General features: G+C 69.8%; 18 protein-coding genes and 1 tRNA gene. 6 read left to right on the plus strand and 13 right to left on the minus strand.

Features of this window, described 5'->3' with window-relative positions; all coding sequences use genetic code 11:
- Nucleotides 1-188 precede the first annotated feature (188 nt).
- Nucleotides 189-917: an SIMPL domain-containing protein gene (locus ACIOGX_RS09885; RefSeq protein ID WP_383967405.1), complete on the plus strand. Its 729-nt coding sequence runs from the start codon at nt 189-191 to the stop codon at nt 915-917.
- Nucleotides 918-1,045: 128 nt separating this feature from the next.
- Nucleotides 1,046-2,479 carry a pyruvate kinase gene (gene pyk / locus ACIOGX_RS09890; protein ID WP_356507394.1) on the plus strand — a complete coding sequence of 478 codons (1,434 nt, stop codon included), beginning with the start codon at nt 1,046-1,048 and terminating at the stop codon, nt 2,477-2,479.
- A gap of 13 nt (nt 2,480-2,492) precedes the next feature.
- Here the strand turns inward: pyk and ACIOGX_RS09895 are convergent, their stop codons facing one another.
- Together ACIOGX_RS09895 and ACIOGX_RS09900 are read right to left on the minus strand one after the other, a co-directional pair.
- A complete protein-coding gene (locus tag ACIOGX_RS09895; RefSeq protein ID WP_401911753.1) occupies nt 2,493-3,284 on the minus strand; it encodes a helix-turn-helix domain-containing protein in 792 nt (263 codons plus the stop codon).
- 109 nt (nt 3,285-3,393) lie between these two features.
- Nucleotides 3,394-3,468, minus strand: a tRNA-Leu gene (locus tag ACIOGX_RS09900).
- Between the two features lie 100 nt (nt 3,469-3,568).
- On the opposite strand from ACIOGX_RS09900, the gene ACIOGX_RS09905 reads away from it, so the two are divergent.
- Entirely contained in the window at nt 3,569-4,225 is a 657-nt protein-coding gene (locus ACIOGX_RS09905) for a response regulator (RefSeq protein ID WP_356507398.1), read from the plus strand.
- A gap of 119 nt (nt 4,226-4,344) precedes the next feature.
- Here ACIOGX_RS09905 and ACIOGX_RS09910 read toward each other — a convergent pair whose 3' ends face one another.
- From ACIOGX_RS09910 to ACIOGX_RS09945, 8 genes are all read right to left on the minus strand, one after another.
- A complete protein-coding gene (locus ACIOGX_RS09910) occupies nt 4,345-5,061 on the minus strand; it encodes an ABC transporter ATP-binding protein (RefSeq protein ID WP_356507400.1) in 717 nt (238 codons plus the stop codon).
- Nucleotides 5,058-5,945, minus strand: a complete 888-nt coding sequence (locus ACIOGX_RS09915; protein ID WP_356507533.1) for an ABC transporter ATP-binding protein — start codon at nt 5,943-5,945, stop codon at nt 5,058-5,060. The genes ACIOGX_RS09910 and ACIOGX_RS09915 overlap by 4 nt, the downstream gene beginning before the upstream one ends.
- A 5-nt stretch (nt 5,946-5,950) precedes the next feature.
- Nucleotides 5,951-7,651, minus strand: a complete 1,701-nt coding sequence (locus ACIOGX_RS09920; RefSeq protein ID WP_356507401.1) for an ABC transporter permease subunit — start codon at nt 7,649-7,651, stop codon at nt 5,951-5,953.
- 5 nt (nt 7,652-7,656) lie between these two features.
- Nucleotides 7,657-8,589: a branched-chain amino acid ABC transporter permease gene (locus ACIOGX_RS09925; RefSeq protein ID WP_129769511.1), complete on the minus strand. Its 933-nt coding sequence runs from the start codon at nt 8,587-8,589 to the stop codon at nt 7,657-7,659.
- Nucleotides 8,590-8,688: 99 nt separating this feature from the next.
- Nucleotides 8,689-9,918, minus strand: coding sequence for a branched-chain amino acid ABC transporter substrate-binding protein (locus ACIOGX_RS09930; RefSeq protein WP_356507404.1), 1,230 nt, complete (start codon nt 9,916-9,918; stop codon nt 8,689-8,691).
- Nucleotides 9,919-10,306: 388 nt separating this feature from the next.
- On the minus strand, nt 10,307-10,804 hold the full coding sequence (locus ACIOGX_RS09935) for a hypothetical protein (RefSeq protein WP_401911758.1): 498 nt from the start codon (nt 10,802-10,804) through the stop codon (nt 10,307-10,309).
- Nucleotides 10,805-10,939: 135 nt separating this feature from the next.
- Nucleotides 10,940-11,467: a PaaI family thioesterase gene (locus ACIOGX_RS09940; RefSeq protein WP_384766162.1), complete on the minus strand. Its 528-nt coding sequence runs from the start codon at nt 11,465-11,467 to the stop codon at nt 10,940-10,942.
- Nucleotides 11,468-11,677: 210 nt separating this feature from the next.
- A complete protein-coding gene (locus tag ACIOGX_RS09945; RefSeq protein WP_383967421.1) occupies nt 11,678-13,942 on the minus strand; it encodes an FdhF/YdeP family oxidoreductase in 2,265 nt (754 codons plus the stop codon).
- 327 nt (nt 13,943-14,269) lie between these two features.
- Between ACIOGX_RS09945 and polA the strand changes: the two genes are divergently transcribed.
- Together polA and ACIOGX_RS09955 are read left to right on the plus strand one after the other, a co-directional pair.
- Complete coding sequence (gene polA / locus ACIOGX_RS09950; RefSeq protein WP_401911761.1) at nt 14,270-16,978, plus strand: DNA polymerase I; 2,709 nt, start codon at nt 14,270-14,272, stop codon at nt 16,976-16,978.
- Nucleotides 16,979-17,275: 297 nt separating this feature from the next.
- Nucleotides 17,276-18,991 (plus strand): lytic murein transglycosylase, encoded by a 1,716-nt coding sequence (locus ACIOGX_RS09955; protein WP_401911764.1) that lies wholly within the window; start codon nt 17,276-17,278, stop codon nt 18,989-18,991.
- A gap of 123 nt (nt 18,992-19,114) precedes the next feature.
- Here ACIOGX_RS09955 and ACIOGX_RS09960 read toward each other — a convergent pair whose 3' ends face one another.
- Both ACIOGX_RS09960 and ACIOGX_RS09965 read right to left on the minus strand, forming a co-directional pair.
- Nucleotides 19,115-21,892 (minus strand): ATP-dependent RNA helicase, encoded by a 2,778-nt coding sequence (locus ACIOGX_RS09960; RefSeq protein ID WP_401911766.1) that lies wholly within the window; start codon nt 21,890-21,892, stop codon nt 19,115-19,117.
- A gap of 103 nt (nt 21,893-21,995) precedes the next feature.
- Nucleotides 21,996-22,940: a class I SAM-dependent methyltransferase gene (locus ACIOGX_RS09965; RefSeq protein ID WP_401911769.1), complete on the minus strand. Its 945-nt coding sequence runs from the start codon at nt 22,938-22,940 to the stop codon at nt 21,996-21,998.
- A 340-nt stretch (nt 22,941-23,280) separates the two neighbouring features.
- Between ACIOGX_RS09965 and rpsA the strand changes: the two genes are divergently transcribed.
- Complete coding sequence (rpsA, locus tag ACIOGX_RS09970) at nt 23,281-24,789, plus strand: 30S ribosomal protein S1 (protein WP_030353622.1); 1,509 nt, start codon at nt 23,281-23,283, stop codon at nt 24,787-24,789.
- Between the two features lie 145 nt (nt 24,790-24,934).
- Here the strand turns inward: rpsA and ACIOGX_RS09975 are convergent, their stop codons facing one another.
- Entirely contained in the window at nt 24,935-25,939 is a 1,005-nt protein-coding gene (locus ACIOGX_RS09975) for a sheath polysaccharide-degrading enzyme (RefSeq protein WP_356507420.1), read from the minus strand.
- Between the last annotated feature and the right edge of the window lie 159 nt (nt 25,940-26,098).

A 26,098-nucleotide genomic window follows, 5' to 3' on the forward strand; every position in this document is an offset into this window, starting at 1 on the left:
CACGTTGTGACAACGCGCGTAGATTCTGGCCCAAACGAGACGTCGGCAACACCCCCACAGGGTTTCGATCAGATGACTGCCGGTTGTCGTACCCGGATGCGAGAGTGGAGACGCGGCGATGCGGTAGCAGTCGCAGTCGCAGTCTTTGCCGCAGTCGCAGCCGTAGCCGTCCAACGAGGGAGCCGCCCGTGACCACCGCCGACGCACCGACCCCCGCCGCGCCCTATGGCACGCCCGAGACGCCGAGGGTCGCCGTCCGCGGCGAAGCACGGCTGGAGGTCGACCCGGAGATCGCCAGAATCGGCATCGCGGTCAGCGCGCGCGGCACCGACCGGCGTACCGCCCTCGACGACCTCACCCGCCGCAACGGAGACGTCCTCGCACTCGTCAAGTCCTACGGCGACGCCGTCGAGAAGCTGGAGACCGGAGCGTTCTCCATCAGCCCCGAACTCACCAAGCACGGCCGCGCCGAACGCATCCGCGCGTACCACGGCCGGGTTCATCTCACCGCCGAACTGACCGACTTCACCGCTCTGGGTGAACTCACCACCCGCCTCGCCGACCTCGAACTGACCGAGGTCAGCGGCCCCTGGTGGGCCCTGCGCCCCGACTCACCGGCCCACGGCGACGCCCGGCGCCAGGCCGTACGGGAAGCCGTCCAGCGCGCCCGCGAATACGCCGAAGCCCTCGGCGCCCGGCTCGCCGCCCTGGTCGAGCTGGCGGACCTCGGCGCGGAGAACACCGCCGCGTACGGAATGCCGCCCGCGCCCGGCGCCCTGCGCAGCCGCAGCGGCTACGGAGGCGCGGAATCGGCCGCGGCGGCGCCCGTCCTCGACCTCGAACCACAGCGCCAGACCGTCTACGCGCAGGTGAACGCGCGCTTCACGATGACCCCGCCCGATTTGACGCCGAAGTAAGCCGAAGAAATGCTCATAGGAGCGGCCCCGCGCCCATTCAACACTTGTCAATAACCCTTCACGCAACGGTTGTTGAGTAGTCATGCAGCACCAATTCCCTACCGGTCGGTAAGCTCTAGGCTCGATATATGCGCAGAGCAAAGATCGTCTGTACCCTGGGGCCCGCCACCGACTCGTACGACCAGATCAAGGCACTGGTCGAAGCCGGAATGGACGTCGCCCGCCTCAACCTCAGCCACGGCACCTACGCCGAGCACGAGGAGCGCTACCAGCGCGTACGAGAAGCCGCGGAAGAAGTCGGCCGCAGCGTCGGAATCCTCGCCGACCTTCAAGGCCCGAAGATTCGCCTCGGCCGGTTCCGTGAAGGACCGGTACTCCTTGAACGCGGCGACGAATTCACCATCACCGTCGAACCCCTCGAAGGCGACCGCCACACCTGCGGCACCACCTACGAAGGACTCGCCGCCGACGTCACCACCGGGGAGCGCATCCTCGTGGACGACGGCAAAGTGACCCTTGAGGTCACCTCCGTCGAAGGGCCCCGCGTCCACACCCTCGTCATCGAGGGCGGCATGGTCTCCGACCACAAGGGCCTCAACCTCCCCGGCGTGGCCGTCTCCGTCCCCGCGCTCTCGGACAAGGACGTCGAGGACCTGCGCTGGGCGCTGCGCGTCGGCGCCGACGTCATCGCGCTCTCGTTCGTGCGCAGCGGGGACGACATCAACGACGTCCACCGCATCATGGACGAAGAGCGCCGCAGGGTCCCCGTCATCGCCAAGGTCGAGAAGCCGCAGGCCGTCGAGAACATCGACAGCATCGTCGCCGCCTTCGACGGCATCATGGTCGCCCGCGGCGACCTCGGCGTCGAAATGCCCCTGGAACAGGTGCCGATCGTCCAGAAGCGCGCCATCAAACTGGCCAGGCGCAACGCCAAGCCCGTCATCGTCGCCACCCAGATGCTCGACTCGATGATCGACAGCTCCCGCCCCACCCGCGCCGAGGCCTCCGACGTCGCCAACGCGGTGATCGACGGCACGGACGCGGTGATGCTCTCGGGCGAGACCAGCGTCGGCAAGTACCCCATCGAGACGGTCAAGACCATGGGCCGCATCGTCGAGGCCGCCGAGGAAGACCTCCTCGCCAAGGGCCTCCCCCCGATCACGGAGAGCAGCAAGCCCCGCACCCAGGGCGGCGCGGTGGCCCGCGCGGCGGCCGAGATGGGCGACTTCCTGGGCGCGAAGTTCCTGGTCGCCTTCACCCAGTCCGGCGACACGGTCAAGCGCCTCTCCCGCTACCGCTCTCCGATCCCCCTGCTCGCCTTCACCCCGGACCCGGCCACCCGCGCCCAGCTGAACCTCACCTGGGGCGTGGAAGCCTTCCTCGGCCCGCACGTCGACTCGACGGACGCGATGGTCGCCCAGGTGGACGACCATCTCCTGAAGATCGGCCGCTGCGACAAGGGCGACATCGTCGTCATCACGGCGGGCTCCCCGCCGGGGGTCGCGGGCTCCACGAACCTGGTCCGCGTCCACCACATCGGCGAGGACGACAGTCCGAAGTAGTCGGGCCCGGGGCTCAGTACTTGGGTCCGATGCGCGCGTCCATGAGGGCGACGGACGCGCGCTTGGCGATGGAGATGTTCTGCACGCTACGGCGCTGGTTGGCCGGCTTCCACTCCACGCCGACCGCGTCGAGAGCGTCGGTGAAGAGCCGCAGGATGTCGGCGGAGGCGTTGGAGAAGAAGTAGCGCGGGTACTCGTACCGCTTGCGTTCGCCGCCGATGATCTTCTCGGTCCAGTTGGTGATGCGGCAGCCGTCGGAGTGGATCAGGCCGCGTATGAACTCCCACGGGTGCGCGTCGACGATGTCCTGCTGCCAGGCCACGAGTTCGATCTTCCGCTCGTGCTTCTTGCCAGGGCCGTGCTGGGGGAACAGGCAGGGAAGGTGCTTGAAGTAGACCTTGATGTTCTGGCAGCCCTCGCGCCGCTGACGACAGATGGCGTTGTTCGGGAACACGGCCCTCAGGGCTGCTTCTGCCATGTCCTGCAATCCCGGCCATGCGTCGTCCATGGTGACCAGCAGGCTGGGGACTCTGTGCTTCACGTAGTGGCTGATGTGGCCGTCCCCGAGGTAGAGCCCCAGCAGGTACGCATAAGCCACTTTGTCGAGCGGGCGGTCGTCGCAGATCGGGCAGAGCAGGGAACGGCGTGGTGCCACGGGCTCCACGCGCTTCCTGCGGTCTTCGTGGCGCCACCAACCGACCGTTCCGCGGGGCACGTTGAGGCGTTCCGCCACGACGCGATTGGGCACGCCTCGCCTCAGGAGGGCAAGCGCTTCCTCGCGTATCGAAGGATTGTGCGGTTTCATGGCGAGAGTTTCGCTGGATCTCTGCCCTCCGCGCGGGGGCTCCGGATGCGTTCACCATGAAGAGTGAAGATCACCAGTCCGGTGATCCACCTTGGAATCAAAGGAAAAGTGCCCCGGGTGGGACTCGAACCCACACTGAATGCTGTTTGAGAGCATTGCCTGCTGCCGATTGGGCTACCGGGGCTCACGGAATCAAAGGTTTTGCCAGACCCGCTGCACGACCACAATACCGTAGCTCGGTAGGCTCGTGGGGAGCAGCACCCTGTCTGGAACGAGGAGCACCCGTGACCGCCCCCGAGTCGCCCCAGCCCGTCGACGATGACGACAAGTCGCACGTTCCGCCGTTGACGACGCGTGTCGTCATCGCCGAGGACGAGGCCCTGATCCGTCTTGATCTCAAGGAGATGCTTGAGGAAGAGGGGTATTCGGTCGTCGGCGAGGCCGGTGATGGTGAGCGGGCCGTGGAGCTCGCGCGGGAGCATCGGCCGGATCTGGTGATCCTGGATGTGAAGATGCCCGTCCTGGACGGGATCTCCGCCGCCGAGAAGATCGCGGAGGAGTCCATCGCGCCGGTGCTGATGCTGACCGCGTTCTCGCAGCGTGATCTGGTGGAGCGGGCGCGGGACGCGGGGGCGATGGCGTATCTCGTGAAGCCGTTCAGCAAGAGTGATGTGGTGCCGGCCATCGAGATGGCGGTGTCGCGGTTCACGGAGCTGAAGACGCTGGAGCAGGAGGTCGCGGACCTGACGCTGCGGCTGGAGACGCGGAAGCTGGTGGACCGCGCGAAGTCGGTGCTCCAGACGCAGTACGGGCTGACGGAACCGGCGGCGTTCCGGTGGATTCAGAAGACGTCGATGGACCGCCGGATGTCGATGCAGCAGGTGGCGGAGGCGGTCATCGAGGACGCGGCGGAGAAGAAGGCGGCGAAGGGCGGCCAGTAGGCCGAGTAGCCCGCCCCCCCGCGCCCCCCCGCGGCTCGTACGGTACGTACAACGTCAGGAAGCCCGCCCCGTTTCTCTCGGGGCGGGCTTCCCGCATGTGCGATGTCCGGTGCGCGGGGTCAGTCCTCGCCGAGGTATGCCTTGCGTACGGACTCGTCGTGCAGCAGGTCCTGTCCGGTGCCGGAGAGGACGATCTTGCCGATCTCCATGACATGGCCCTGGTCGGCGAGCGAGAGCGCCGCCTGGGCGTTCTGTTCGACGAGCAGGATCGTCGTGCCCTGCTGGCGCAGCTCGACGATGGTCTCCATGATCTTCTGCATCATGATCGGGGAGAGTCCCATGGAGGGCTCGTCGAGCATGAGCAGCTTGGGCTGGGACATCAGGGCGCGTCCCATGGCGAGCATCTGCTGTTCGCCGCCGGAGAGGGTGCCCGCGGCCTGCTTCCGTCGTTCGCCCAGGATGGGGAAGAGGTCGTAGGCGCGCTGGATGTCCTTCTCGATGCCGGCTTTGTCGGTCCTGAGGAACGCTCCGAGCTGGAGGTTCTCCGTGATGGTGAGCCGGGGGAAGATGTGCCGGCCTTCGGGGGAGTGGGCGAGGCCCAGCGCGACGATCTTGTGCGCGGGGATTCCCGAGAGGGGCTTCCCGTCGAAGGTGATGCGCCCGCCGGACGGCTTGAGGAGCCCGGAGAGGGTGCGCAGGGTGGTGGTCTTGCCCGCACCGTTGGTGCCGATGAGGGTGACGACCTGGCCGGCTTCGACGCTGAAGGAGATGCCCTTGACCGCCTCGATCTTGCCGTAGGCGACTGTGAGGTCCTCGACCTCCAGGAGTGCGGTCACTTCGCGTCCCCTTCCGAACCGGTGGTGCTGGTGTCGCGGTGCGCGTCCGCTTCGGCCGCCTCGACCGCGGCGACTTCCTCGGCGCCGGGGGCGCCTTCGAAGGGGGTGCCGAGGTAGGCGGCGATGACGCGTTCGTCGCCCTGGACGACTTCCGCGGTGCCTTCGACGAGTTTCTCGCCCTGGACGAGGCAGGCGACGCGGTCGCAGAGGTTGAAGATGAAGCGCATGTCGTGCTCGATGACGAGTACGGCGATGCCCTGGTCGCGGATGGCGAAGACGAGTTCTTCGGTGACGCGGGTTTCCTGCGGGTTCATTCCGGCGGTGGGCTCGTCGAGGAGCAGCAGGCCGGGGTCGCTGGCGAGGGCGCGCGCGATTTCGAGCTTGCGCTGTTCGCCGTAGGGGAGGTTGCGGGCGAGGTGGTCGGCCTTGTGCTGGAGGCCGATGAATTCGAGGAGCTCCATGGCGCGCTCGTGGGAGGCGGCTTCGGCCTTCTTGAAGCCGGGGCCGCGCAGGAGTGCCGACCAGAGGCCTTCCTTGGTCCTGGTGTGGCGTCCGACGAGGACGTTCTCCAGGACGGTCATGTTGGAGAAGAGCCTGATGTTCTGGAAGGTGCGCGCGATGCCCGCCTGGGTGACCAGGTGGGGTTTGGGCGGCAGGACGGTGCCCTTGTAGCTGACCTTGCCCTCGGTGGGTACGTAGAGCCCGGTGAGGCAGTTGAAGAAGGTGGTCTTGCCGGCGCCGTTGGGGCCGATGAGACCGACGATCTCGCCGCTGCTGACCTGGAGGTCGACGGAGCGTACGGCGGTGAGTCCGCCGAAGCGCATGGTGACGCCGCTGGCGTCGAGCACGGTGGTCCGGGTGCTCGTGGTCGTGGTGGTGGTCATGTCGTTCACGCCCCCGCCTTGGCGGTGCTGACGCCCGCGCCGGGTTTGTCGTCGGGTACGTCGAGCTGGTCGGTCTCGTGGAATTCGAGCTGTGCGCGCCGGTTGGCGATGAGCCCTTCGGGGCGGAAGCGCATGAGGAGGATGAGCGCGATTCCGAAGCCGAGGAGCTGGTAGTCCTGGAGGAACTGGAGCTTCGCCGGGATGAGGTAGAGCAGCGAGGCGCCGATGAGGGGGCCGCTGATGGTGCCCATGCCGCCGAGGATGACGGCGGCGAGCAGGAACGCGGAGTTGGGCGGTACGGGTCCGGCGAAGACGTACATCTCGGGGACCACGGTGTGCTGGACGTGCGCCTGTACGGTGCCGGCGAGGCCGGCGAGGGTGGCGCCGAGGGCGAAGGCGATGAGTTTGACGCGGAAGCCGTTGATGCCCATGGCGGTGGCGGCGGTCTCGTCCTCGCGGATGGCGACCCAGGCGCGGCCGATGCGGGAGTTGCCCGCCCGGCTGAAGACGATCACCACGAGGATCATGGCGAGCAGCATCAGCAGGTAGTAGTTGGCGTAGGAGCCGAGTTCGAAGCCCAGGATGGTGTGGGATTCGCCGAAGTTGTACCCGAAGAAGTTGAGGTCGGGGATGTTCGGGACACCGTTGGGGCCGTTGGTGATGCGCGGGCCGGAGACTCCGTCGAGGTTGCCGACGGCGATGCGGAAGATCTCTCCGAAGCCGAGGGTGACGATGGCGAGGTAGTCGCCGCGCAGGCGCAGGGTGGGCGCGCCGATGACGACGCCGAAGATCAGCGAGACGACGGCGCCGGTGAGGACGGCGGCCCAGAAGGGGAAGTGCACGTCGAAGACGGACGCGGTGGTTCCGGAGACGAGGGCGGCGGTGTAGGCGCCGACGCCGAGGAACGCGACGTATCCGAGGTCGAGCAGGCCGGCGAGGCCGACGACGATGTTCAGTCCGAGGGCGACGGTCGCGAAGATGAGGATGTTGACCGCGATCAGGGTGAACTGGTCGGTGCTCTGGGTGAAGGGGAAGGCCGCGGCGGCGACGAACGCGGCCGAGACGGCGATCAGCCGGTACTTGGTGGTGAGCGCGTTGAGGCGGGCGATGAGGCCGGCCTTGAAGAGCGCGGTGGCGGCGAATCCGACGGTGAGGAGGTAGCCGGTGAAGAGTTCGGCGTACTCGGTGTCGATGCCGTAGGTGAAGACGAAGAGCCCGATGGCGAACGCGGCGACGATGATCAGGATCTCTGCCCAGGAGGGGAGTTCCCTGGGCCGCGTGGCTTTGCGGGTGTCGTCGGGCAGCAGGAAGGCCGCGACGACGGGGATGACGGTGACGACCGCCGCGACGAACCCGCCGGGTTCGAGGTTGACGACTCCGCCGAGTTCGACCGCGATGGCGATGACCGTGAACCAGGTGGTGGCCAGGCCGCCGAGGGCGAGCAGCTGGAGCGCCTTGGTGGAGCCGGTGGGGGTGAGCCAGCGCAGGCCCTTGACGCCGAGTGCGGAGAGCGCGAAGAGCGCGGTGAGCAGTCCGGCGGTGAGGGTGAGGACCTGGAGTCCGCCCGGGTAGCCGTAGACGGTGAGGTCGCCGGGGAACTCGGTGGTGTAGGTCCAGGAGAGGAAGGTGCTGGCCACGGTGGCGATGCCGCCGGCGAGGGCGAGCGCGCGCAGCTGCGTGGTGCGGGAGGAGGCTGTGTCGGTCATCGTTCTCACGCCCGATCCGCGACGCGCTCACCGAGCAGGCCCTGTGGCCTGACGAGGAGCACGACGATGAGAAGTACGAACGCCCAGACGTTGGCCCAGGCGCCGCCGCCGAGCTGCTGCATGCCGGGGATTTCCTCGATGTAGGCGATCGACATGGCTTCGGCGAGGCCGAGGACGATGCCGCCGACCATGGCTCCGTAGATGTTGCCGATGCCTCCGAGGACGGCGGCGGTGAACGCCTTGAGTCCGAGGAGGAAGCCCATCTCGAAGTTGATCTGGCCCTTGTCGAGTCCGTAGGCGACCGCGGCGACCGCGGCGAAGGCGGCGCCGATGGCGAAGGCCATCACGATGATGCGGTCGGTGTTGATGCCCATGAGCTTGGCGGTGTCCCGGTCCTGGGACGTGGCCTGCATGGCGCGTCCGCTGCGGCTCTTGGAGACGAAGAGGCCGAGGGCGAGCATGCACAGGGGGGCGAGGACGAAGATGAACGCGTCGGCCCGCTGGATGTAGAGGTTGTCTGTCAGCTGGAAGGACTCACCCTTGAACTCGGGGAAGCTGACGGCCTTCTTCGCGTCGGGGTAGAAGGCCCAGATGAGCTGCTGGAGTGTGATGGACAGGCCGATCGCGGTGATCAGCGGCGCGAGCCTGGGCGCTCCGCGCAGAGGGCGGTAGGCGAAGCGTTCAGCGGCGGTGGCCACGGCCACCGCGGCTATGGCGCCGCCTACGATCATGAGCGGGATCGCCACCAGCAGGGAGGTTCCACCGGGGAGCAAGGTGTAGGTGGTGAGGGCACCGAAGCCCCCGATCATGAAGATCTCGCCATGGGCGAAGTTGATGAGCTGGACGATGCCGTAGACCATGGTGTACCCGATGGCGATCAAGCCGTAAAGGGCACCGAGGGCAAGGCCGTTGGCCAGCTGTTGCGGCAGTTCGTTCACCGCAGGGCCTCCGATGAGCGTGTCGGATATGACACCGCGCGAGGGCGCTGTTGCGCCCTCGCGCGGTCCGGTCGTGGTGTGGGGGCTGTGTCCGGGAGGTCAGTCCTCGAACGTGGCGCTCTTGACGTCCTTCCAGCTGCCGCCTTCGACCTTGTACACGGTGAGCTGCTTGTTGGTCGTGTCGCCGTACTCGTCGAAGGAGACCTTGCCGGTCACACCGTCGAAGGTGACCTTGCTGGTGGCCTCGACGACCTTTTCGCGGGCGTCGTCGGGGAGCTTGCCGTCGTTGGCGGCGACGACGGCCTTGACGGCCTGGATGATCGTCCAGCCGGCGTCGTACGAGTAGCCGCCGTAGGCCGCGTACGGGTCCTTGTAGTTCTCGGCCGCGTAGTCGGCGATGAACTTCTTGGCGGTGTCGAGCTTCTCCACGGGGTAGCCGATGGAGGTGGCGAAGTCACCGTCGTTGGACTCACCGGAGGCCGAGATGAAGTTCGGGTCGTAGATGCCGTCGCCACCCATGGTGGGGACCTTGGCGCCCGTCTTCTTGATCTGGTCGGAGAGCAGTCCGCCCTCGGGGTACTGGCCGCCGAAGTAGACGGAGTCGGCGCCCGAGGCCTTGACCTTGTCGGCGGTGGAGGAGAAGTCGGTCTCCTTGACCGTGACGTGGTCGGTGCCGACGACCTTGCCGCCGAGGCGCTCGAACTCCGCGGAGAAGATCGCGGCGAGGCCGGCGCCGTAGGTCTGCTTGTCGTCGACGACGAAGACCTTCCGCTTCTTGGCGTCGTTGTAGTAGTACTGCGCGGCGAACTTGCCCTGGACGACGTCCGTGGCGGCCGTGCGGAAGTACGACGCGAAGGGACGCTTGAGGTCGCCCTTGGCCCAGTTGTCGCCCTGGCTCAGCGCCGGGTTGGTGTTGGCGGGGGAGACCTGGACGAGCTTGGCGGTGTTGAACACACCCTGCATCGACTGCGCGACGCCGGAGTTCAGCGGGCCGACGACGCCGAGGACGTCCTTGTTGCCGACGAGCTTGGTGGCGTTCGCCTGGCCGGAGGCCGGGACGGCCTGGTCGTCGAGGGCCTCGATCTTGAACTCGACGCCCGGGACCTCGTTGGTCTTGTTCGCGGTCTTGGCAGCGAGGTCGACGGAGTTCTTGATGCCCTGGCCGAGCGCGGAGAGCGATCCGGTGAGCGGCGCGTCGACACCGATGACGACGGTTATCTTGTCGCTATCCCCGGTGCTCTTGCCTTCGTCGCGAGATCCACAAGCGGTGAGTGTCAGTGCTCCCGTGGTGATCACGGTGGTGAGGATGAGCAAGGAACGGTGTCGCACGATGAATCCTTTCCCTGGCGCGGCCTCCTCTGCTGAGGTGCCGTTCGCGTTCGCCGGGCCGCTCCGGCGGGTAGGTGGAGCGAGCCGGGTGCATGTCCGGCGGCGCGGTGACTGGCCGTGACTCTAAGCGCAGGTGAGGGGGTCGTGGAGTGGTGCGCGAAGGATGTGACTGTCTTGTTATGCCGGGGCCAACGCTTGGCGGCCTCAGTCCGGGCGAATAGGGCGTTTCCCGGCTTTCTCAAAACGACCACATGGTGAGAACGTGCAGTTCCGCTAAGGTACTTGGGCCCATTTTGGTGCTGACTTCCCAATCGGGCACGGGTGGACGGGAAAGCGGGCAGCGGGGGTGCGTGTGCGGGCAGCAGAGGGGCCCTCGTTCACCTCGCTGTTACACAGCGTGATGTCGGACGAGGGTTCCGGGGGCGGTCTCCCGTAGCTGCCGTGCCGTTGTCCAGTCCGGTTCGCGCCAGTTTTCCGAACTGCCGGTGGCGCCGTTCTCGGCGGCGCACCGTTCCGCGGTCCTGCGGTCGATCAGCGCCTCGGCCGCCGCGCCGCCGTGCTTCGTCCGCTCGGCGCGCGCCGCCGCCACGACCTCTTCGTGAATGGCGTACTGCTCGTTGGACAGCCCTTTCTGTTCCCAGTCGAGCCCTGCCCACGCGGAGCCCTTGAGGGCTTCCTTCGCCCAGTACGAGACGAGCGCGGCGCAGAGTTCGGCGGGGGTGGTGCGGTGTGCCGCGGGGGTGGCGTCCGGGTCGGGCGCGGCGGACCCGCCACCACCGCAACCGGTCAGCGCGCCGCCGAGCAGGGCGGTGCAGAGCAGGGCGGTGCAGAGCGCGAGTGCGCACCGGGCGGCCGGGCGGAACCCGCGCTGTCCGGCCGTCGTCATGGGCGAAGGGTAGGCGGTGCTCCGGGCACCGACAAGGGCGCGTACGGACATCCCGTACGCGCCCTTGTCTGCCCCGATGGCCCTCCGGAGGAGGCGGGTGGGCCGTGTGCCGCGGCCGTTGGTCCGGCGCGACGACTACTCGGGCGCGGTGTCCGCGCCGATGCCGGTGTCCGTGCCGGTACCGGCGTCGGTGCCGGTGCTGACGTCGGCGTCGGCGTCGCGCAGCAGGCAGGTCAGCCGGGCGCTGCACACCCGCTTGTCCCGCTCGTCGGTGATGGCGATCTCGTAGGTCGCGGTGGAGCGGCCGCGGTGGACGGGGGTGGCGACGCCCGTGACCAGTCCGCTGCGTACGCCCCGGTGGTGGGTGCAGTTGAGGTCCACGCCCACGGCGACCTTGCCCGCGCCGCCGTGCAGCATGGCGCCGACGGAGCCGAGGGTCTCGGCGAGCACGGCGGAGGCGCCGCCGTGCAGCAGCCCGTACGGCTGGGTGTTGCCCTCCACCGGCATGGTGCCGACGACGCGTTCCGCGGAGGCCTCGACGATCCGCACCTCCATGCGCGTGCCGAGATGGCCCGCGGAGAAGAGCGCGGGCAGGTCGACGCCGAGCACGGCGTATTCGTCGATGATCTCCTGCGGGAACTTCGTGGAGGGCTGCTCACCCATGGGCCCGGCTCCGATCGGCTGCGGTGGTGGCGTACGGGAATGCGTGGCGCACGTGAGCACGTGCGGTACGTGCGGTACGTGCCGACACGCGGTACGTGCGCTGTGCACCGTCCTGCATATCAGATGACTGAGCGAACGCTTAGCCCCGCCGGTTCATTCCGCGACGCGCACCGCACGACGACCCGGAGCGCGGGCCCTCGGAGCGCACGGCTACTCGAAGCGCACCACGACGGACTTGCTCGTCGGGGTGTTGCTCGTGTCGGCCGTGGCGTCGAGCGGCACCAGCACATTCGTCTCCGGGTAGTAGGCGGCGGCGCAGCCTCGGGCGGTCGGGTAGTGCACCACCCGGAAGCCTGGGGCCCGGCGCTCCACGCCGTCCTTCCACTCGCTGACGATGTCGGTGAACGCGCCGTCGACGAGGCCGAGTTCGCGCGCGTCGTCGGGGTTGACCATGACGATGCGGCGACCGCCCTTGATGCCGCGGTAGCGGTCGTCCAGCCCGTAGATGGTGGTGTTGTACTGGTCGTGCGAGCGCATCGTCTGGAGCAGCAGCCGGCCCTCGGGCAGCCTGGGGTACTCCACGGGCGCGGCGGTGAAGTTGGCCTTGCCGGTGGCGGTGGGGAAGCGGCGCTCGTCGCGCGGCGCGTGCGGCAGTTCGAAGCCGCCGGGACGGGCGACCCGCGCGTTGAAGTCCTCGAAGCCGGGGATGACGCGCGCGATCCGGTCGCGGATGTGCGCGTAGTCCTTCTCGAAGTCCTCCCAGGGCGTGATCGAGGACGGGCCGAGGACGGCGCGCGCCATGTTGGTGATGATGGCGGGCTCGGAGAGCAGATGGGGGCTGGCGGGCGGCAGGTTGCCACGCGAGGCGTGGACCATGCCCATGGAGTCCTCGACGGTGACGATCTGCTTGACGCCGGCCTGGATGTCCTTGTCGGTGCGGCCGAGGGTGGGCAGGATCAGCGCGCGTACGCCGGTCACCACGTGCGAGCGGTTGAGCTTGGTGGACACGTGCACCGTCAGCCGGGTGTTGCGCATCGCGGCCTCGGTGACCTCGGTGTCGGGCGTCGCTCCGACGAAGTTGCCGCCCATGGCGAAGAACACCTTGGCGTCCCCGTCGCGCATCGCCTCGATCGAGCGCACCACGTCATAGCCGTGGTGGCGGGGCGAGGTGATGGAGAACTCCCGGTCCAGGGCGTCCAGGAAGGCCGGGCTCGGCCGCTCGAAGATGCCCATCGTGCGGTCGCCCTGCACATTGGAGTGTCCGCGCACCGGGCAGACGCCGGCGCCGGGGCGGCCGATGTTGCCGCGCAGCAGCAGGAAGTTGACGACTTCGCGGATGGTCGGCACGGAGTGCTTGTGCTGGGTCAGACCCATCGCCCAGCAGACGATGGTGCGCTTCGAGGCGAGGGCCATCTCGGCGGCTGCCTCTATCTCGGCGCGCTGGAGGCCGGTGGCGACGAGGGTCTCGTCCCAGTCGGCGGCGAGCGCGGCGGCCCTGAACTCCTCGTACCCGTGGGTGTGTTCCTCGATGAACGCGTCGTCGACGGCGCCCGGGGTCTCCAGGACGAGTCTGTTGAGCAGCCGGAACAGCGCCTGGTCGCCGCCGATGCGGATCTGGAGGAAGAGATCGGTGAGGGCGGCGCCCCTGACCATGCCGAGCGGGGTCTGCGGGTTCTTGAACCGCTCAAGACCGGCCTCGGGCAGCGGGTTCACCGAGATGATCTTCGCGCCCGCGGCCTTGGCCTTCTCCAGCGCGGAGAGCATACGGGGGTGGTTCGTCCCCGGGTTCTGGCCCGCGACGATGATCAGGTCGGCCTTGTGCATGTCCTCCAGGGAGACGCTGCCCTTGCCGATGCCGATGGTCTCGACGAGGGCGGAGCCGGAGGACTCGTGGCACATGTTCGAGCAGTCCGGCAGGTTGTTCGTGCCGAACTCGCGCGCGAAGAGCTGGAGGAGGAACGCGGCCTCGTTGCTGGTGCGCCCCGAGGTGTAGAAGCAGGCCTCGTCGGGTGATCCGAGGGCGTTCAGCTCCTCGGCGATGATCGCGAAGGCCCGCTCCCAGCTGATGGGTTCGTACTGGTCGGCGCCCTCGGGCAGATACATCGGGTGGGTGATCCGGCCCTGCTGGCCGAGCCAGTAGCCGCTTCGCTCGAAGAGGTCGGAGACCGGGTGCTCGGCGAAGAACTCCGGCGTGACCCTGCGTACGGTCGCCTCTTCCGCGACGGCCTTGGCGCCGTTCTCGCAGAACTCCGCGGTGTGCCGGTGGTCGCCCTCGGGCCAGGCGCAGCCCGGACAGTCGAAACCGTTCTTCTGGTTGACCTTCAGCAGCGTCCGCGCGGTCCGGCGTGCGCCCATCTGCTGGTGCGAGATGAGCAGGGAATGCGCGACCGCGGGGATTCCCGCAGCGGCGTGCTTGGGGGCCTTGACCTGCGGCGAATCCTGTACCGGATCACCTGCCGGCGGCTTGCTGGCCATCACGCTCTCCTTGAGCTCAGTGAGGCTGAATCCGATTGTCTACAGTAGACAATCCTCTCACGCGTCTGTGGCCACGATACGTCCGGCCCATGTCGGGCTCGTCACGGATGGAGGACGGATGGGGAAGGGGTGAGGCGGGTACGGGGCCGGGCCGGGGCGTCCGGGCGGCCGTGGCGGGGCGGGCGCGTGGCCGGGATCCGAGCGGGTGCGTGGCCGGGACGGGGGCGGGCGCGCGGCCTGGGCGGGGCGGGTGCGCCGGCCGGGGGCGGCCGGGGCGGGGCGTCCGGGCGGCCGGGATTGTCAGTGCGACGTGGCAGGATCGGGTGCGTGGCTGAGACAGCATCGAAGAAGACCGCAGACAACCGTCCACGCCTGCTCCTCATGGACGGGCACTCCCTGGCGTACCGGGCGTTCTTCGCGCTGCCCGCGGAGAATTTCACGACCGCGACCGGCCAGCCGACGAACGCCATCTACGGCTTCGCGTCGATGCTGGCGAACACGCTGCGTGATGAGTCGCCCACGCATTTCGCCGTCGCTTTCGACGTGTCCCGCAAGACCTGGCGCTCCGAGGAGTTCCCGGAGTACAAGGCCAACCGCTCCAAGACGCCCGACGAGTTCAAGGGGCAGGTCGAGCTGATCGGCGAGCTGCTGGACGCGATGCACGCGGACCGGTTCGCGATCGAGGGGTTCGAGGCGGACGACGTCATCGCGACGCTCGCCCGCCAGGCCGAGGCGGCGGGCTTCGAGGTGCTGATCGTCACCGGTGACCGGGACTCGTTCCAGCTGATCAGCGAGCACACGACCGTGCTGTACCCCACCAAGGGCGTCTCCGAGCTGACCCGCTTCACCCCGGAGAAGGTCCAGGAGAAGTACGGACTGACGCCGTCGCAGTACCCGGACTTCGCGGCCCTGCGCGGCGACCCGTCCGACAACCTCCCCGGTATCCCGGGGGTCGGTGAGAAGACCGCCGCGAAGTGGATCAACCAGTTCGGCTCGTTCGACGAACTGGTCGCGCGCGCCGACGAGGTGAAGGGCAAGGCCGGGCAGAACTTCCGGGACCATCTGGAGTCGGTCAAGCTCAACCGCAGGCTCACCGAGCTGTCGTGCGATGTCGAGCTGCCCAAGACGCCGCAGGAGCTGGAGCGCGCCCCGTACGACCGTACGGCCCTGATCGGCGTGCTGGAGGTGCTGGAGATCCGTAACCCCAGCCTGCGCGAGCGGCTGCTCGCGGTGGATCCCGGCGCCGTCGAGGACGAGGCCCCGGCACCCGCCGCCGGGGTGGAGCTGGACGGCTCGGTGCTGGCCTCCGGCGAGCTGGCGCCCTGGCTCGCGGAGCACGGTGCGCGGCCGCTCGGGGTCGCCACGGCCGACACCTGGTCGCTGGGCACGGGCAGCGTCAGCGAGGTCGCGCTCGCCGCGGCCGAGGGGGCCGCGGCCTGGTTCGACCCGACGCAGCTGGATGAGGCGGACGAGCGGGCCTTCGCGGCCTGGCTCGCCGACGAGACCCGGCCCAAGGTCATGCACAACGCGAAGGGCGCGATGCGCGTCGCCCCCGAGCACGGCTGGCAGGTCGGCGGCGTCACGATGGACACCGCCCTGGCCGCCTATCTGGTCAAGCCCGGCCGCCGCTCCTTCGCCCTGGACGCCCTCGCCATCGAATACCTGGGCCGGGAGCTGGCCCCCGCCACGGCCGACGGACAACTGGCCTTCGGGGCGGACGAGCAGGCCGAGGCCGAGGCGCTGATGGCCCAGGCCCGCGCCATCCTCGATCTGGGCGACGCCTTCACCGAGCGGCTGGGCGAGGTCGGTGCCACCGGACTGCTCCTGGACGTGGAGCTGCCCACGTCCGAGCTGCTCGCCCGGCTGGAGCGGCACGGCATCGCCGCCGACCGCGCCCATCTGGAAGCCATGGAGCAGCAGTTCGCGGGCGCCGTGCAGCAGGCCGTGAAGGAGGCGCACGCCGCCGTCGGCCATGAGTTCAACCTCGGCTCGCCCAAGCAGCTCCAGGAAGTCCTCTTCGGTGAGCTGGGCCTGCCCAAGACGAAGAAGACCAAGACCGGTTATACGACGGACGCCGACGCGCTCGCCTGGCTGGCCGCCCAGACCGAGCACGAACTGCCGGTCATCATGCTGCGTCACCGCGAGCAGGCGAAGCTGCGGGTCACGGTCGAGGGCCTGATCAAGTCGATCGCGGCCGACGGCCGGATCCACACGACCTTCAACCAGACGGTGGCGGCTACCGGCCGGCTCTCCTCCACCGACCCCAATCTCCAGAACATCCCGGTCCGCACCGACGAGGGCCGGGCGATCCGCCGCGGCTTCGTCGTCGGCGAGGGCTACGAGTCGCTGATGACGGCCGACTACAGCCAGATCGAACTGCGCGTGATGGCCCACCTCTCCGAGGACGCCGGGCTGATCGAGGCGTTCACCTCGGGCGAGGACCTGCACACGACGGTCGCCTCCCAGGTGTTCGGGGTGGAGAAGTCCGCGGTCGACCCCGAGATGCGCCGCAAGATCAAGGCGATGTCGTACGGACTGGCCTACGGACTCTCGGCGTTCGGGCTCTCGCAGCAGCTGAGCATCGAGGCGGCCGAGGCGCGCGCCCTGATGGACACGTTCTTCGAGCGCTTCGGGGGCGTACGGGACTATCTGCAACGTGCCGTCGTGGAGGCCAGGGCCACCGGCTATACGGAGACGATGCTCGGCCGCCGCCGCTACCTCCCGGACCTCAACAGCGACAACAGGCAGCGCAGGGAGATGGCCGAGCGGATGGCGCTCAACGCCCCGATCCAGGGCACCGCCGCGGACATCGTCAAGGTCGCCATGCTCAACGTCGACCGCGCGATGGCCGAGGCGGGTCTGACCTCCCGGATGCTGCTCCAGGTCCATGACGAAATCGTCCTGGAGATCGCGCCCGGCGAGCGCGAGAGGGTGGAGGAGCTGCTGCGCCGCGAGATGTCGACGGCGGTCGAACTGCGCGCACCGCTGGATGTGTCGGTGGGCGTGGGCAGGGACTGGGAGTCGGCGGCGCACTGAGCGACCGGCGTGCTGAGCGACTGGCGCACTGAGCGGCCGGCGCGCTGAAGGGTGGCGCGCACGGAGTGGCGGGGCACTGGGCGGCGCACTGAAGGGGAGTGCCGGGGTCGCGATGCCCGGAGAAAGTTGTCCGAGGTGCCCTTTGGGGAGGTACTTCGGACAACTGGCCGACTCACAGGTGGCGAACTGGTGAAAAGCGGTCACTGGCCGGTGTGCTGGGGCGAGGAGTTGACATAGGGTCGCCTGAGTCCTCGCGCGGGGAGCGCGAACAGCCGTCCACCGGGAGGGGCCAGACATATGTCCGCGCTATTCGGCAGGCGCTTGCGCAGAGGAGCGACCACCACCGCGGTGGCCGCCGCCGCCATCGCGGCCCTCTCCGCTTCCCAGGCACCGGGCGCCATTCCCTCAAGCGCGGGCGGCGCCCAGGCGGCCGCCGACGCGAACCCGCCCGCCGAATCGTCGGCCACCGGTAACTCCCCGTACTACACGGAGCTTCCGCCGCTCACCACGCCCGACAAGCCCGACACGTCGGTCGACCTGCCGACCATCGGCACCGGCCCGGCGGAAGCGGGCATACCGGCCTCGGTGCTGGCCGCGTACAAGCAGGCGGAGCAGGCCCTCGCCGAGACCAAGCCCGGCTGCAACCTGCCGTGGCAGCTGCTCGCCGCCATCGGGAAGGTCGAGTCCGGTCAGGCGCGCGGCGGCCGGGTGGACGCCGACGGCACCACGCTGTCGCCGATCCTCGGCCCGGTCCTCAACGGCATCGGCTTCGCGAACATCTCCGACACCGACGACGGCGCGTACGACGGCGACTCCACGCACGACCGCGCGGTCGGCCCGATGCAGTTCATCCCGTCCACCTGGGCGACCTGGGGCCAGGACGCCAACGGCGACGGACGCAAGGACCCGAACAACATCTACGACGCGGCGCTCGCGGCGGGGGAGTACCTCTGCCACGCGGACCGCGATCTGTCCCTCGACGCCGATCTCCGTCAGGCGATCCTCAGTTACAACCGCTCGCAGGAGTATCTGAACACCGTCCTGACCTGGTTCGAGTACTACAACAAGGGCACGCACGAGGTCCCGGACGGGACGGGCGTGCTGCCCGCCGGCACCGGCCCCGCCGACCCGGGCCCCTCACCGAGCCCGACCCCGACCCCGCCCCCGTCGTCGAAGCCCGGCCCCAAGCCCCCGAAGCCGTCCGACCCCGGCACCGAGCCGTCCGCTCCCGGGTCCGGCGGCCCGGAGGAGCCGTCCACGCCGGGCGGCGGAGGCTCGACCCCTCCCCCCACGGGCGACCCCGGCACCCCCGCCCCGAAGCCCGTCGTCAAGCGGATCGAGAAGACGGGTACGGGCACGCATACGGCCATGGCGGGCAGCGAGTTCACGGAGCGGGCTTCGGTACGCGCCGTGGACGCGGCGGGCAAGCCCGTCGAGGACGTCCTGGTGCGCTTCGAGATCGTCGGCGACACGGACGCCCGCTTCACCTCCGGCAAGTCCGTGCTGACCCGCACCACCGGCGAGGACGGCACGGCGACCGCCCCTGCCGTCCAGGCGGGCGAGCGGACCGGCGAGTTCACGATCCGGGCCGCCGTGGACGTGAAGAATGTCGCGGGCGTCGAGTACACCGCGTCGGTGACGGCCCGTCAGGCGGACGGACTCACCACGACCGGCGACAAGGAGCTGACGGCCGAGGCCGGCGCGGAGTTCGCGGGCCAGGTGTCGGTCAAGGCCACCTACAAGGGAGCGGTCGCGCCGGGTGTCGCGGCGACCGCCACCATGATCACGTCCGCGGACGGCTCCGCCCCGCGCACCGACGGGCCCTACTTCAAGGACGCGGACGGCAATCCGCTCCGTGAGCTGAAGGACCTGAAGACCGACGCCGACGGCACCCTCCAGCTCCCGAAGATCTACGCGGACGACACGGCAGGCACGTTCCTGCTCCGTATCGAGACCGAGGGCGGTGCCACGCTGACCGTCGAGCTGAAGGTCACCGCTCCGCCGGCCGCGTAACTCCGCGGGGTCGCGACCCCGCGGGTCCTGAGTACGTCCCTCTGAACGTCCCTCTGATCCAGAGGCCCTGAACGCCGCCGCCCTCCGCGCGATCCGCCGGAGGGCGGCGGCGTGTGTCCGCGCTCAGCGCCGCTGGTTCAGACGGCGCGTGGGCACCGCCGTCGAGGGGTCCTCCGGCCACGGATGGCGCGGGTAGCGGCCCCGCAGCTCCGCCCGTACCGCGCGATAGCCCTCGCGCCAGAAAGACGCCAGATCCGCCGTCACCGCCGCCGGCCGGCCCGCCGGGGACAGCAGGTGCACCAGCACCGGCACCCCCGCGACCTCCGGGGTCTCGCGCAGACCGAACAACTCCTGGAGCTTCACGGCCAGTACGGGCTGCGGCCCGCCGTACTCCACCCGGACCCGCGACCCGCTCGGCACCTCGATGCGCTCCGGCGCCAGCTCGTCCAGCCGCGCCGCCTCACCCGTCGTCCAGGGCAGCAGCCTGCGCAGCGCCTGTCCCGCGTCCAGCCGTCCGAGGTCCGGCCGGCGCCGGGCCCTGGAGAGTTCCGGTTCCAGCCAGTCGTCCGCGCGTGCCAGCAGAGCGGCGTCCGAGACATCGGGCCAGCCGCCGCCCACCTCGCGGTGCAGGAAGTCCAGCCGGTCGCGCAGCCCCTGCGCGTCGCGTGTCCAGCGCAGCAGCCCGAGCCCCTCGCGGCGCAGCCCGTCCAGCAGCGCCGCACGCACCAGCGGGCCGTCCGGTGCCCGCAGGGCACGTACGGACAGCTCGACCGCGCCGAGCCGCTCCACCTCCCGGGCGACGACATCGCCGTCCTCCCAGCGCACCTCCTCGCCCGCCACCAGCAGCCGGCCGGCCGCGGCCCGCGCGGTGTCCTCGTCGATGACCGCGGCGAGCCGTACCCGCGCGGAGGCGGCCGAGGCGGGACGGTCCGCGACCGCCACCGCCAGCCAGGGCGCGCCGCGCAGCCGGGAGCCCTCGCCCAGCTCACCGCCCGTGCCGGACACCATGAGACAGGCGCCCTCACCGCGGGCCCGCGCCACGCGCTCGGGAAAGGCGAGCGCGGCGATCAGCCCGGCCACGGCGTCATCCGACCCGGCCCCGGACGTGGACGTGGACCCGGAGCCGGACCTGGCAGTGGACCCGGACCTGGCCCTGGACCCGGATGCGGAGCCGGACTGGGATCCCGAGCCGGAGCCGGACGTGGAGCCGGAAGCCACGGAACCCTTGCTTCCGGTGGACGAGGCCAGCTCCGGAGCCCGCTCCAGCCGCCGTACCTCCTGGCGCCAGCGCGCCGCGTAGCCGTCCTCGCCCCGGCGGGCCGTACGCCACACCGCCGCCAGATCGTCCCCGTACGACCGCGGCGGCTCCTCGCTCAGCAGGGCCACCACCTCGGCCGCCCGCCGCGTCCCCACCTCGGGCGCGCCGTCCAGCAGCGCGCGGGCGAGCCGGGGGTGCAGCCCGAGCCTGGCCATCCGTACGCCCCGCTCCGTGACCCGCCCGCCCCCGCCCGCGCCCCTGTCCCTGTCCGTGTCCCCCTCCGCTTCCACCGCCACCGCTTCCACCGGTTCCACGGCGCCGATCGCGGCCAGCACGGACCGCGCCGCCGCCAGCGCCCCGGCCGGCGGTGGGTCCAGCAGCGCAAGGCCCGCCGCGGACGGGTCGCCCCAGCACGCGGCCTGGAGCGCGAACGCCGCCAGATCCGCGACCTTGATCTCGGGGGAGGGGAAGCGGGCCAGCCGGCTGTCCTCGGCCTCCGTCCAGCACCGGTAGACCACGCCGGGCGCCTCCCGCCCGGCCCGTCCCGCCCGCTGCCGCGCACCCGCCTGCGACACCCGTACGGTCGTGAGCGCGCTCAGCCCGCGCGCGTGGTCGGTACGGGGCTCGCGCGCCAGCCCCGCGTCCACGACGATCCGTACGCCCGGCACCGTCAGGCTCGACTCGGCCACCGCCGTGGCCAGTACGACGCGACGGCCGCCCGAGGAGCCCTCGGAGCCCGTAGATCCCGCCGGTCCTGAAGAGCCCGATGAGCCCGATGAGCCCGAAGAGCCCGAAGAGCCCGAAGAGCCGGCCAGGACCGCGTCCTGCACGGCGGCCGGCGCCCGGCCGTGCACCTGGAGGACCTCGGCCCCGGCATCCCCCAGCAGCCCCGCGACCCGGCCGATCTCCCCCACGCCGGGCAGGAAGCAGAGCACGTCGCCGTCCCGCTCGGCCAGCGCCCGCCGCACCACCGACGCCACATGCGTGAGCAGCGCCGGATCGACCCGCATCCCGTGCGGCGGCCGTACGGGCTTGACCGGCGGCGCCCAGACCACCTCCACCGGGTACGACACGCCCCGCGCCTCCACCACCGGCGCGTCACCCAGCAGCCGCGCCCACCCGGCCGCGTCGGTCGTCGCCGACGCCGCGACGAGCCGCAGCTCGGGCCGCAGCGCGGCCCGTACGTCCAGCAGGAAGGCCGCCACCGTGTCCGCGTCCAGGTGCCGTTCGTGGCACTCGTCGAGGATCACCACATCGACCCCGGCCAGTTCCTGGTCGCGCTGGAGCCGCTGGAGCAGCACGCCGGTGGTCACCACCTCCACCACCGTCGCGCGCCCCACCGCGCGCTCCCCGCGCACCGTGAAACCGACGCGCTCCCCGACCCGCTCCCCGAGCAACCAGGCCATCCGGCGGGCCGCCGCACGCGCGGCGATCCGGCGCGGCTCGGCGACGATCACCCGCCGTACCGGCCGCGCCCCGGAGCCGTCCCCGAGCAGCCCGGCCAGCACCAGCGGCACCAGCGTCGTCTTGCCCGTCCCCGGCGGCGCGCACAGCACCGCGCAGCCGTGTCCGTCGAGGGCCCGTTCCAGGGCGGGGACGGCGGTGTGGACGGGCAAACTGCCGAGGATGTCGTCGCGGATCACCCGCACAGTGTCGTACGGGGCCGTGGGCGCGGACGACCCCGTGCGTGCGTGGATCAGCGCCCGAGCGGATCAGTCCCGTGCGTGGATCAGTCCCGTACGGGGATCAGTCCCGTTCGCATACGAAGATCGCCGTACCCGGGATCAGGTTCCCCCGCAGCGGGGACCAGCCGCCCCACTCCTGGGTGTTCCAGGCCGGCCACTCCGGCTCGACCAGATCGATCAGCCGGAATCCGGCCGCGACCACGTCCCGCACCCGGTCACCGACCGTCCTGTGGTGCTCCACGTAGACCGCGCGCCCCTCCTCGTCCTGTTCCACGTAAGGCGTGCGGTCGAAGTACGAGGCCGCGACCGACAGACCCTCGGGCCCCGGCTCGTCGGGAAACGCCCAGCGGACCGGGTGCGTGACGGAGAAGACCCAGCGACCGCCCGGCCGCAGCACCCGCCGTACCTCGCGGAACACCCCCACCGGATCCGCGACGAAGGGGATCGCGCCATAGGCGGAGCAGGCCAGATCGAAGGAGCCGTCCCGGAAGGGCAGCGTGCCCGCGTCCGCCTCCACCAGCGGGAAGCTCAGCGAACGGCCTTCGCCGATCCGCAGCGCGTGCTGGAGCTGGCGGTGGGAGAGATCCAGCGCCACCGGGTGCGCGCCCTGCGCCGCCAGCCAGCGCGAGCACTGCGCCGCGCCCGCCCCGATCTCCAGGATGTCCAGCCCGCGCAGGGACTCCTGGGGACCCAGCAGGCCCGCCTCCACCTCGTCGAGCCCCTCCGGACACCAGACGAAACGGTCGTCCCCGAGGAAGGTGCCGTGCTCGATCTGGTAGTCGTCCGCGTTCCGGTCCCACCAGCCGCGGTTGGCCCGGCTGCTCTCCGTGGCACCGCTGTCGCGGCGTGTCGCCTCGGGCTCCGTTCCGGTCTCGTCGCCGGGCCGCTCCCCGGGCTCGCCGGGCGGGGCGTCGAGAACGGTCCGCGGGGTGGTCTCAGGGGTGGTCTCCGGAGCGGTCCCGCAAGCGGTTTCGGGAGCGGTTTCGGCTTCGTGCTCTTGGATCATCGTGTCCGTCGTCGTAGTCTGCGAGGAGTCGTCATGGGGCCGTTCTGGCCTCATGGAACGCTGGTTGTGCCGGGTATGAGAGGTTCCGCCCCGGGTGGGGGCCTTCGCGCATTGACCGTGCCCGGCTGCCCCCGTATGCTAAAGGTTGCGCTGCGGGCTTGCGCGCCTCAGACGTAGCAGCCGCGCTCGCATCTGTATGTAAGTTCCCTCGGTTGTCGAGGCGCTTTCCCTATTGTCCGGGGCCGGCGCTTCCTTGGCTGTCCGGCTTCTGCAGAGGCGATACAGGCTCTCGGCGTAGCAGTACCTACGACTCACTGTCCGCACCGGAGCCCTTTCCCACATGACGAGCAGCACCGAGACCACCGCCACCACCCCGCAGGTTGCGGTCAACGACATCGGTAACGAGGAAGCCTTCCTCGCCGCGATCGACGAGACGATCAAGTACTTCAACGACGGCGACATCGTCGACGGCGTCATCGTGAAGGTCGACCGGGACGAGGTCCTGCTCGACATCGGTTACAAGACCGAAGGCGTCATCCCCTCTCGCGAGCTTTCGATCAAGCACGACGTCGACCCCAATGAGGTCGTCGCCGTGGGCGATGAGATCGAGGCCCTGGTTCTCCAGAAGGAGGACAAGGAAGGCCGTCTCATCCTGTCCAAGAAGCGTGCGCAGTACGAGCGCGCCTGGGGCACGATCGAGAAGATCAAGGAAGAGGACGGCATCGTCACCGGCACCGTCATCGAGGTGGTCAAGGGTGGTCTCATCCTCGACATCGGCCTCCGTGGCTTCCTGCCTGCCTCCCTCGTCGAGATGCGCCGCGTCCGTGACCTCCAGCCCTACGTGGGCAAGGAGCTCGAAGCCAAGATCATCGAGCTGGACAAGAACCGCAACAACGTGGTTCTGTCCCGCCGTGCCTGGCTGGAGCAGACCCAGAGCGAGGTCCGCCAGACCTTCCTCACGACCCTGCAGAAGGGCCAGGTCCGCTCCGGCGTCGTTTCCTCGATCGTCAACTTCGGTGCGTTCGTGGACCTCGGCGGCGTCGACGGTCTCGTGCACGTCTCCGAGCTGTCCTGGAAGCACATCGACCACCCCTCCGAGGTTGTCGAGGTCGGCCAGGAAGTCACCGTCGAGGTTCTCGACGTGGACATGGACCGCGAGCGTGTCTCCCTGTCGCTCAAGGCGACGCAGGAAGACCCGTGGCAGCAGTTCGCCAGGACGCACCAGATCGGTCAGGTCGTCCCGGGCAAGGTCACCAAGCTCGTTCCGTTCGGCGCGTTCGTCCGTGTCGACGAGGGCATCGAGGGTCTGGTGCACATCTCCGAGCTGGCCGAGCGCCACGTGGAGATCCCGGAGCAGGTCGTCCAGGTCAACGACGAGATCTTCGTCAAGGTCATCGACATCGACCTGGAGCGCCGCCGCATCAGCCTCTCGCTGAAGCAGGCCAACGAGTCCTTCGGCAGCGACCCGGCCTCGGTCGAGTTCGACCCGACGCTCTACGGCATGGCCGCGTCCTACGACGACCAGGGCAACTACATCTACCCCGAGGGCTTCGACCCCGAGACCAACGACTGGCTCGAGGGCTTCGAGACCCAGCGCGAGGCGTGGGAGGGCCAGTACGCCGAGGCGCAGCAGCGCTTCGAGCAGCACCAGGCCCAGGTCATCAAGTCCCGCGAGGCCGACGAGGCCGCCGCTGCCGAGGGTGCTGCCGCGCCCGCCGGCGGGGGCAGCGCTCCGGCCGCCTCCGGTGGTGGCTCGTACTCCTCGGAGTCCGCGGACAACTCCGGCGCCCTGGCGTCGGACGAGGCGCTGGCCGCCCTTCGCGAGAAGCTGGCCGGTGGCCAGAGCTGACGCTCCGGTCTCCTGTTCGTAGGTAGCTGAACGTAAGGCCCGTTCCCCCTCGGGGGAGCGGGCCTTACGCGTGCGTGGACCGGTGCCGGTGCCGGTGCCGGTGCCGTCACCGAGGCCGGGGCCGGTGGGGCGGTGGGGCGGTGGGTCAGGGGGTGACGGTGACGTTCGTCAGGCCCTTGCCGCCGGTCACGGTGTTGCTGGCGTAGACGGTGGTACGGCAGCTCGAACTGTTGTTGGTGACGTTGACGGCGAGCTGGTTGGCGCCCGTGGAGCCGCGCAGATCCGAGGTGTTGGAGCGGAAGACCGTGCCGCAGCCCCAGCCGCTCTGCTGGGTGTGGGTCTCGTAGCCGTTGTTGGTGGTGTTCTTGCCGGTGTTGCCCTCGACGAGGACGTTGTTGCCCTTGACGTCCACCCAGGAGTCGTCGTAGTTGGCTCCGGTGAGGCCGCCGCCGTCGAACGTGTTGCCGATGATGCGCGCGCCGGTGGTGCCTTCCTTGATGTCGATGTTCTCGCCGCCGACGTCCGGACCGATGGTGTTGTTGAGGATCTGCGCGTTGTCGCTGCGGTCGGACAGCGTGTTGGCGCTGCCGACGTACACGCCCTCGCCCATGCCGCGGCCGTCGTTGCCGGTGTCGTAGATCCGCGAGTTCCGCAGGACGCCGTCGCTGCTGGACTGGCGGAAGTGCACGCCCTCCATGTCCAGGTTGTGCACGGTCACGGAGTCGATGACGACCCCGTTGGCCCCGTCCGCCACGATGCCCTTCTGGGCGTCGGTGACGGTGAGGCCCTTGACGGTCCAGTACGCGGCCCCGTTCAAGTGCAGGCCGTAACCCCCGCCGCCCGTGGTGAGGATCGCGGCGGACGAACCGGTGAGGGTGATGCGGGAGCCGGTTGTGCCGGGCGTCGTCGCCTTGAAGTTCCCCTTGTACGTGCCGTCGGCGAGCTGGATCGTATCGCCGGGACGCGCCGCGGTGAGGGCCGACTTGAGCTGGGCGGCGGTCGAGACCTGGATGACCGCGGCGGCACCGGTGGCTCCGGCAGGGGCGGCTCCGGCAGGGGCGGCTCCGGCGGTCGGGGCGACGAGCAGGGACAGCGCGCCGGTGGCGAGCAGAGGAGTCAGCAGAGCAGGAAGCAGCGTGCGGATGCGCATGGGGGGCCTTCCCGTTGGGGTCCGTTGAGGTCCGTTTGAAGTCCGAGGAGGTGCGTAGACGTGCGTAGAGATGCGTCCAGACGCGGGGAGGTGCGTGGAGGTCCGTCGAGATCTTCGAGGTCCGAGTGGTGAAGGACCGTTCCCTTATATGGACGATGG

Source organism: Streptomyces sp. NPDC088147, assembly GCF_044741565.1.
Taxonomy (GTDB): domain Bacteria; phylum Actinomycetota; class Actinomycetes; order Streptomycetales; family Streptomycetaceae; genus Streptomyces.

Excerpts from the sequence above, each read along its gene's own strand:
- pyk (WP_356507394.1), top strand. The coding sequence starts at position 1,046 with ATGCGCAGAGCAAAGATCGTCTGTACCCTGGGGCCCGCCACCGACTCG.
- ACIOGX_RS09895 (WP_401911753.1), bottom strand. The coding sequence starts at position 3,284 with ATGAAACCGCACAATCCTTCGATACGCGAGGAAGCGCTTGCCCTCCTG.
- ACIOGX_RS09915 (WP_356507533.1), bottom strand. The coding sequence starts at position 5,945 with ATGACCACCACCACGACCACGAGCACCCGGACCACCGTGCTCGACGCC.
- ACIOGX_RS09920 (WP_356507401.1), bottom strand. The coding sequence starts at position 7,651 with ATGACCGACACAGCCTCCTCCCGCACCACGCAGCTGCGCGCGCTCGCC.
- ACIOGX_RS09935 (WP_401911758.1), bottom strand. The coding sequence starts at position 10,804 with ATGACGACGGCCGGACAGCGCGGGTTCCGCCCGGCCGCCCGGTGCGCA.
- ACIOGX_RS09940 (WP_384766162.1), bottom strand. The coding sequence starts at position 11,467 with ATGGGTGAGCAGCCCTCCACGAAGTTCCCGCAGGAGATCATCGACGAA.
- ACIOGX_RS09945 (WP_383967421.1), bottom strand. The coding sequence starts at position 13,942 with ATGGCCAGCAAGCCGCCGGCAGGTGATCCGGTACAGGATTCGCCGCAG.
- ACIOGX_RS09955 (WP_401911764.1), top strand. The coding sequence starts at position 17,276 with ATGTCCGCGCTATTCGGCAGGCGCTTGCGCAGAGGAGCGACCACCACC.
- ACIOGX_RS09965 (WP_401911769.1), bottom strand. The coding sequence starts at position 22,940 with ATGATCCAAGAGCACGAAGCCGAAACCGCTCCCGAAACCGCTTGCGGG.
- rpsA (WP_030353622.1), top strand. The coding sequence starts at position 23,281 with ATGACGAGCAGCACCGAGACCACCGCCACCACCCCGCAGGTTGCGGTC.
- ACIOGX_RS09975 (WP_356507420.1), bottom strand. The coding sequence starts at position 25,939 with ATGCGCATCCGCACGCTGCTTCCTGCTCTGCTGACTCCTCTGCTCGCC.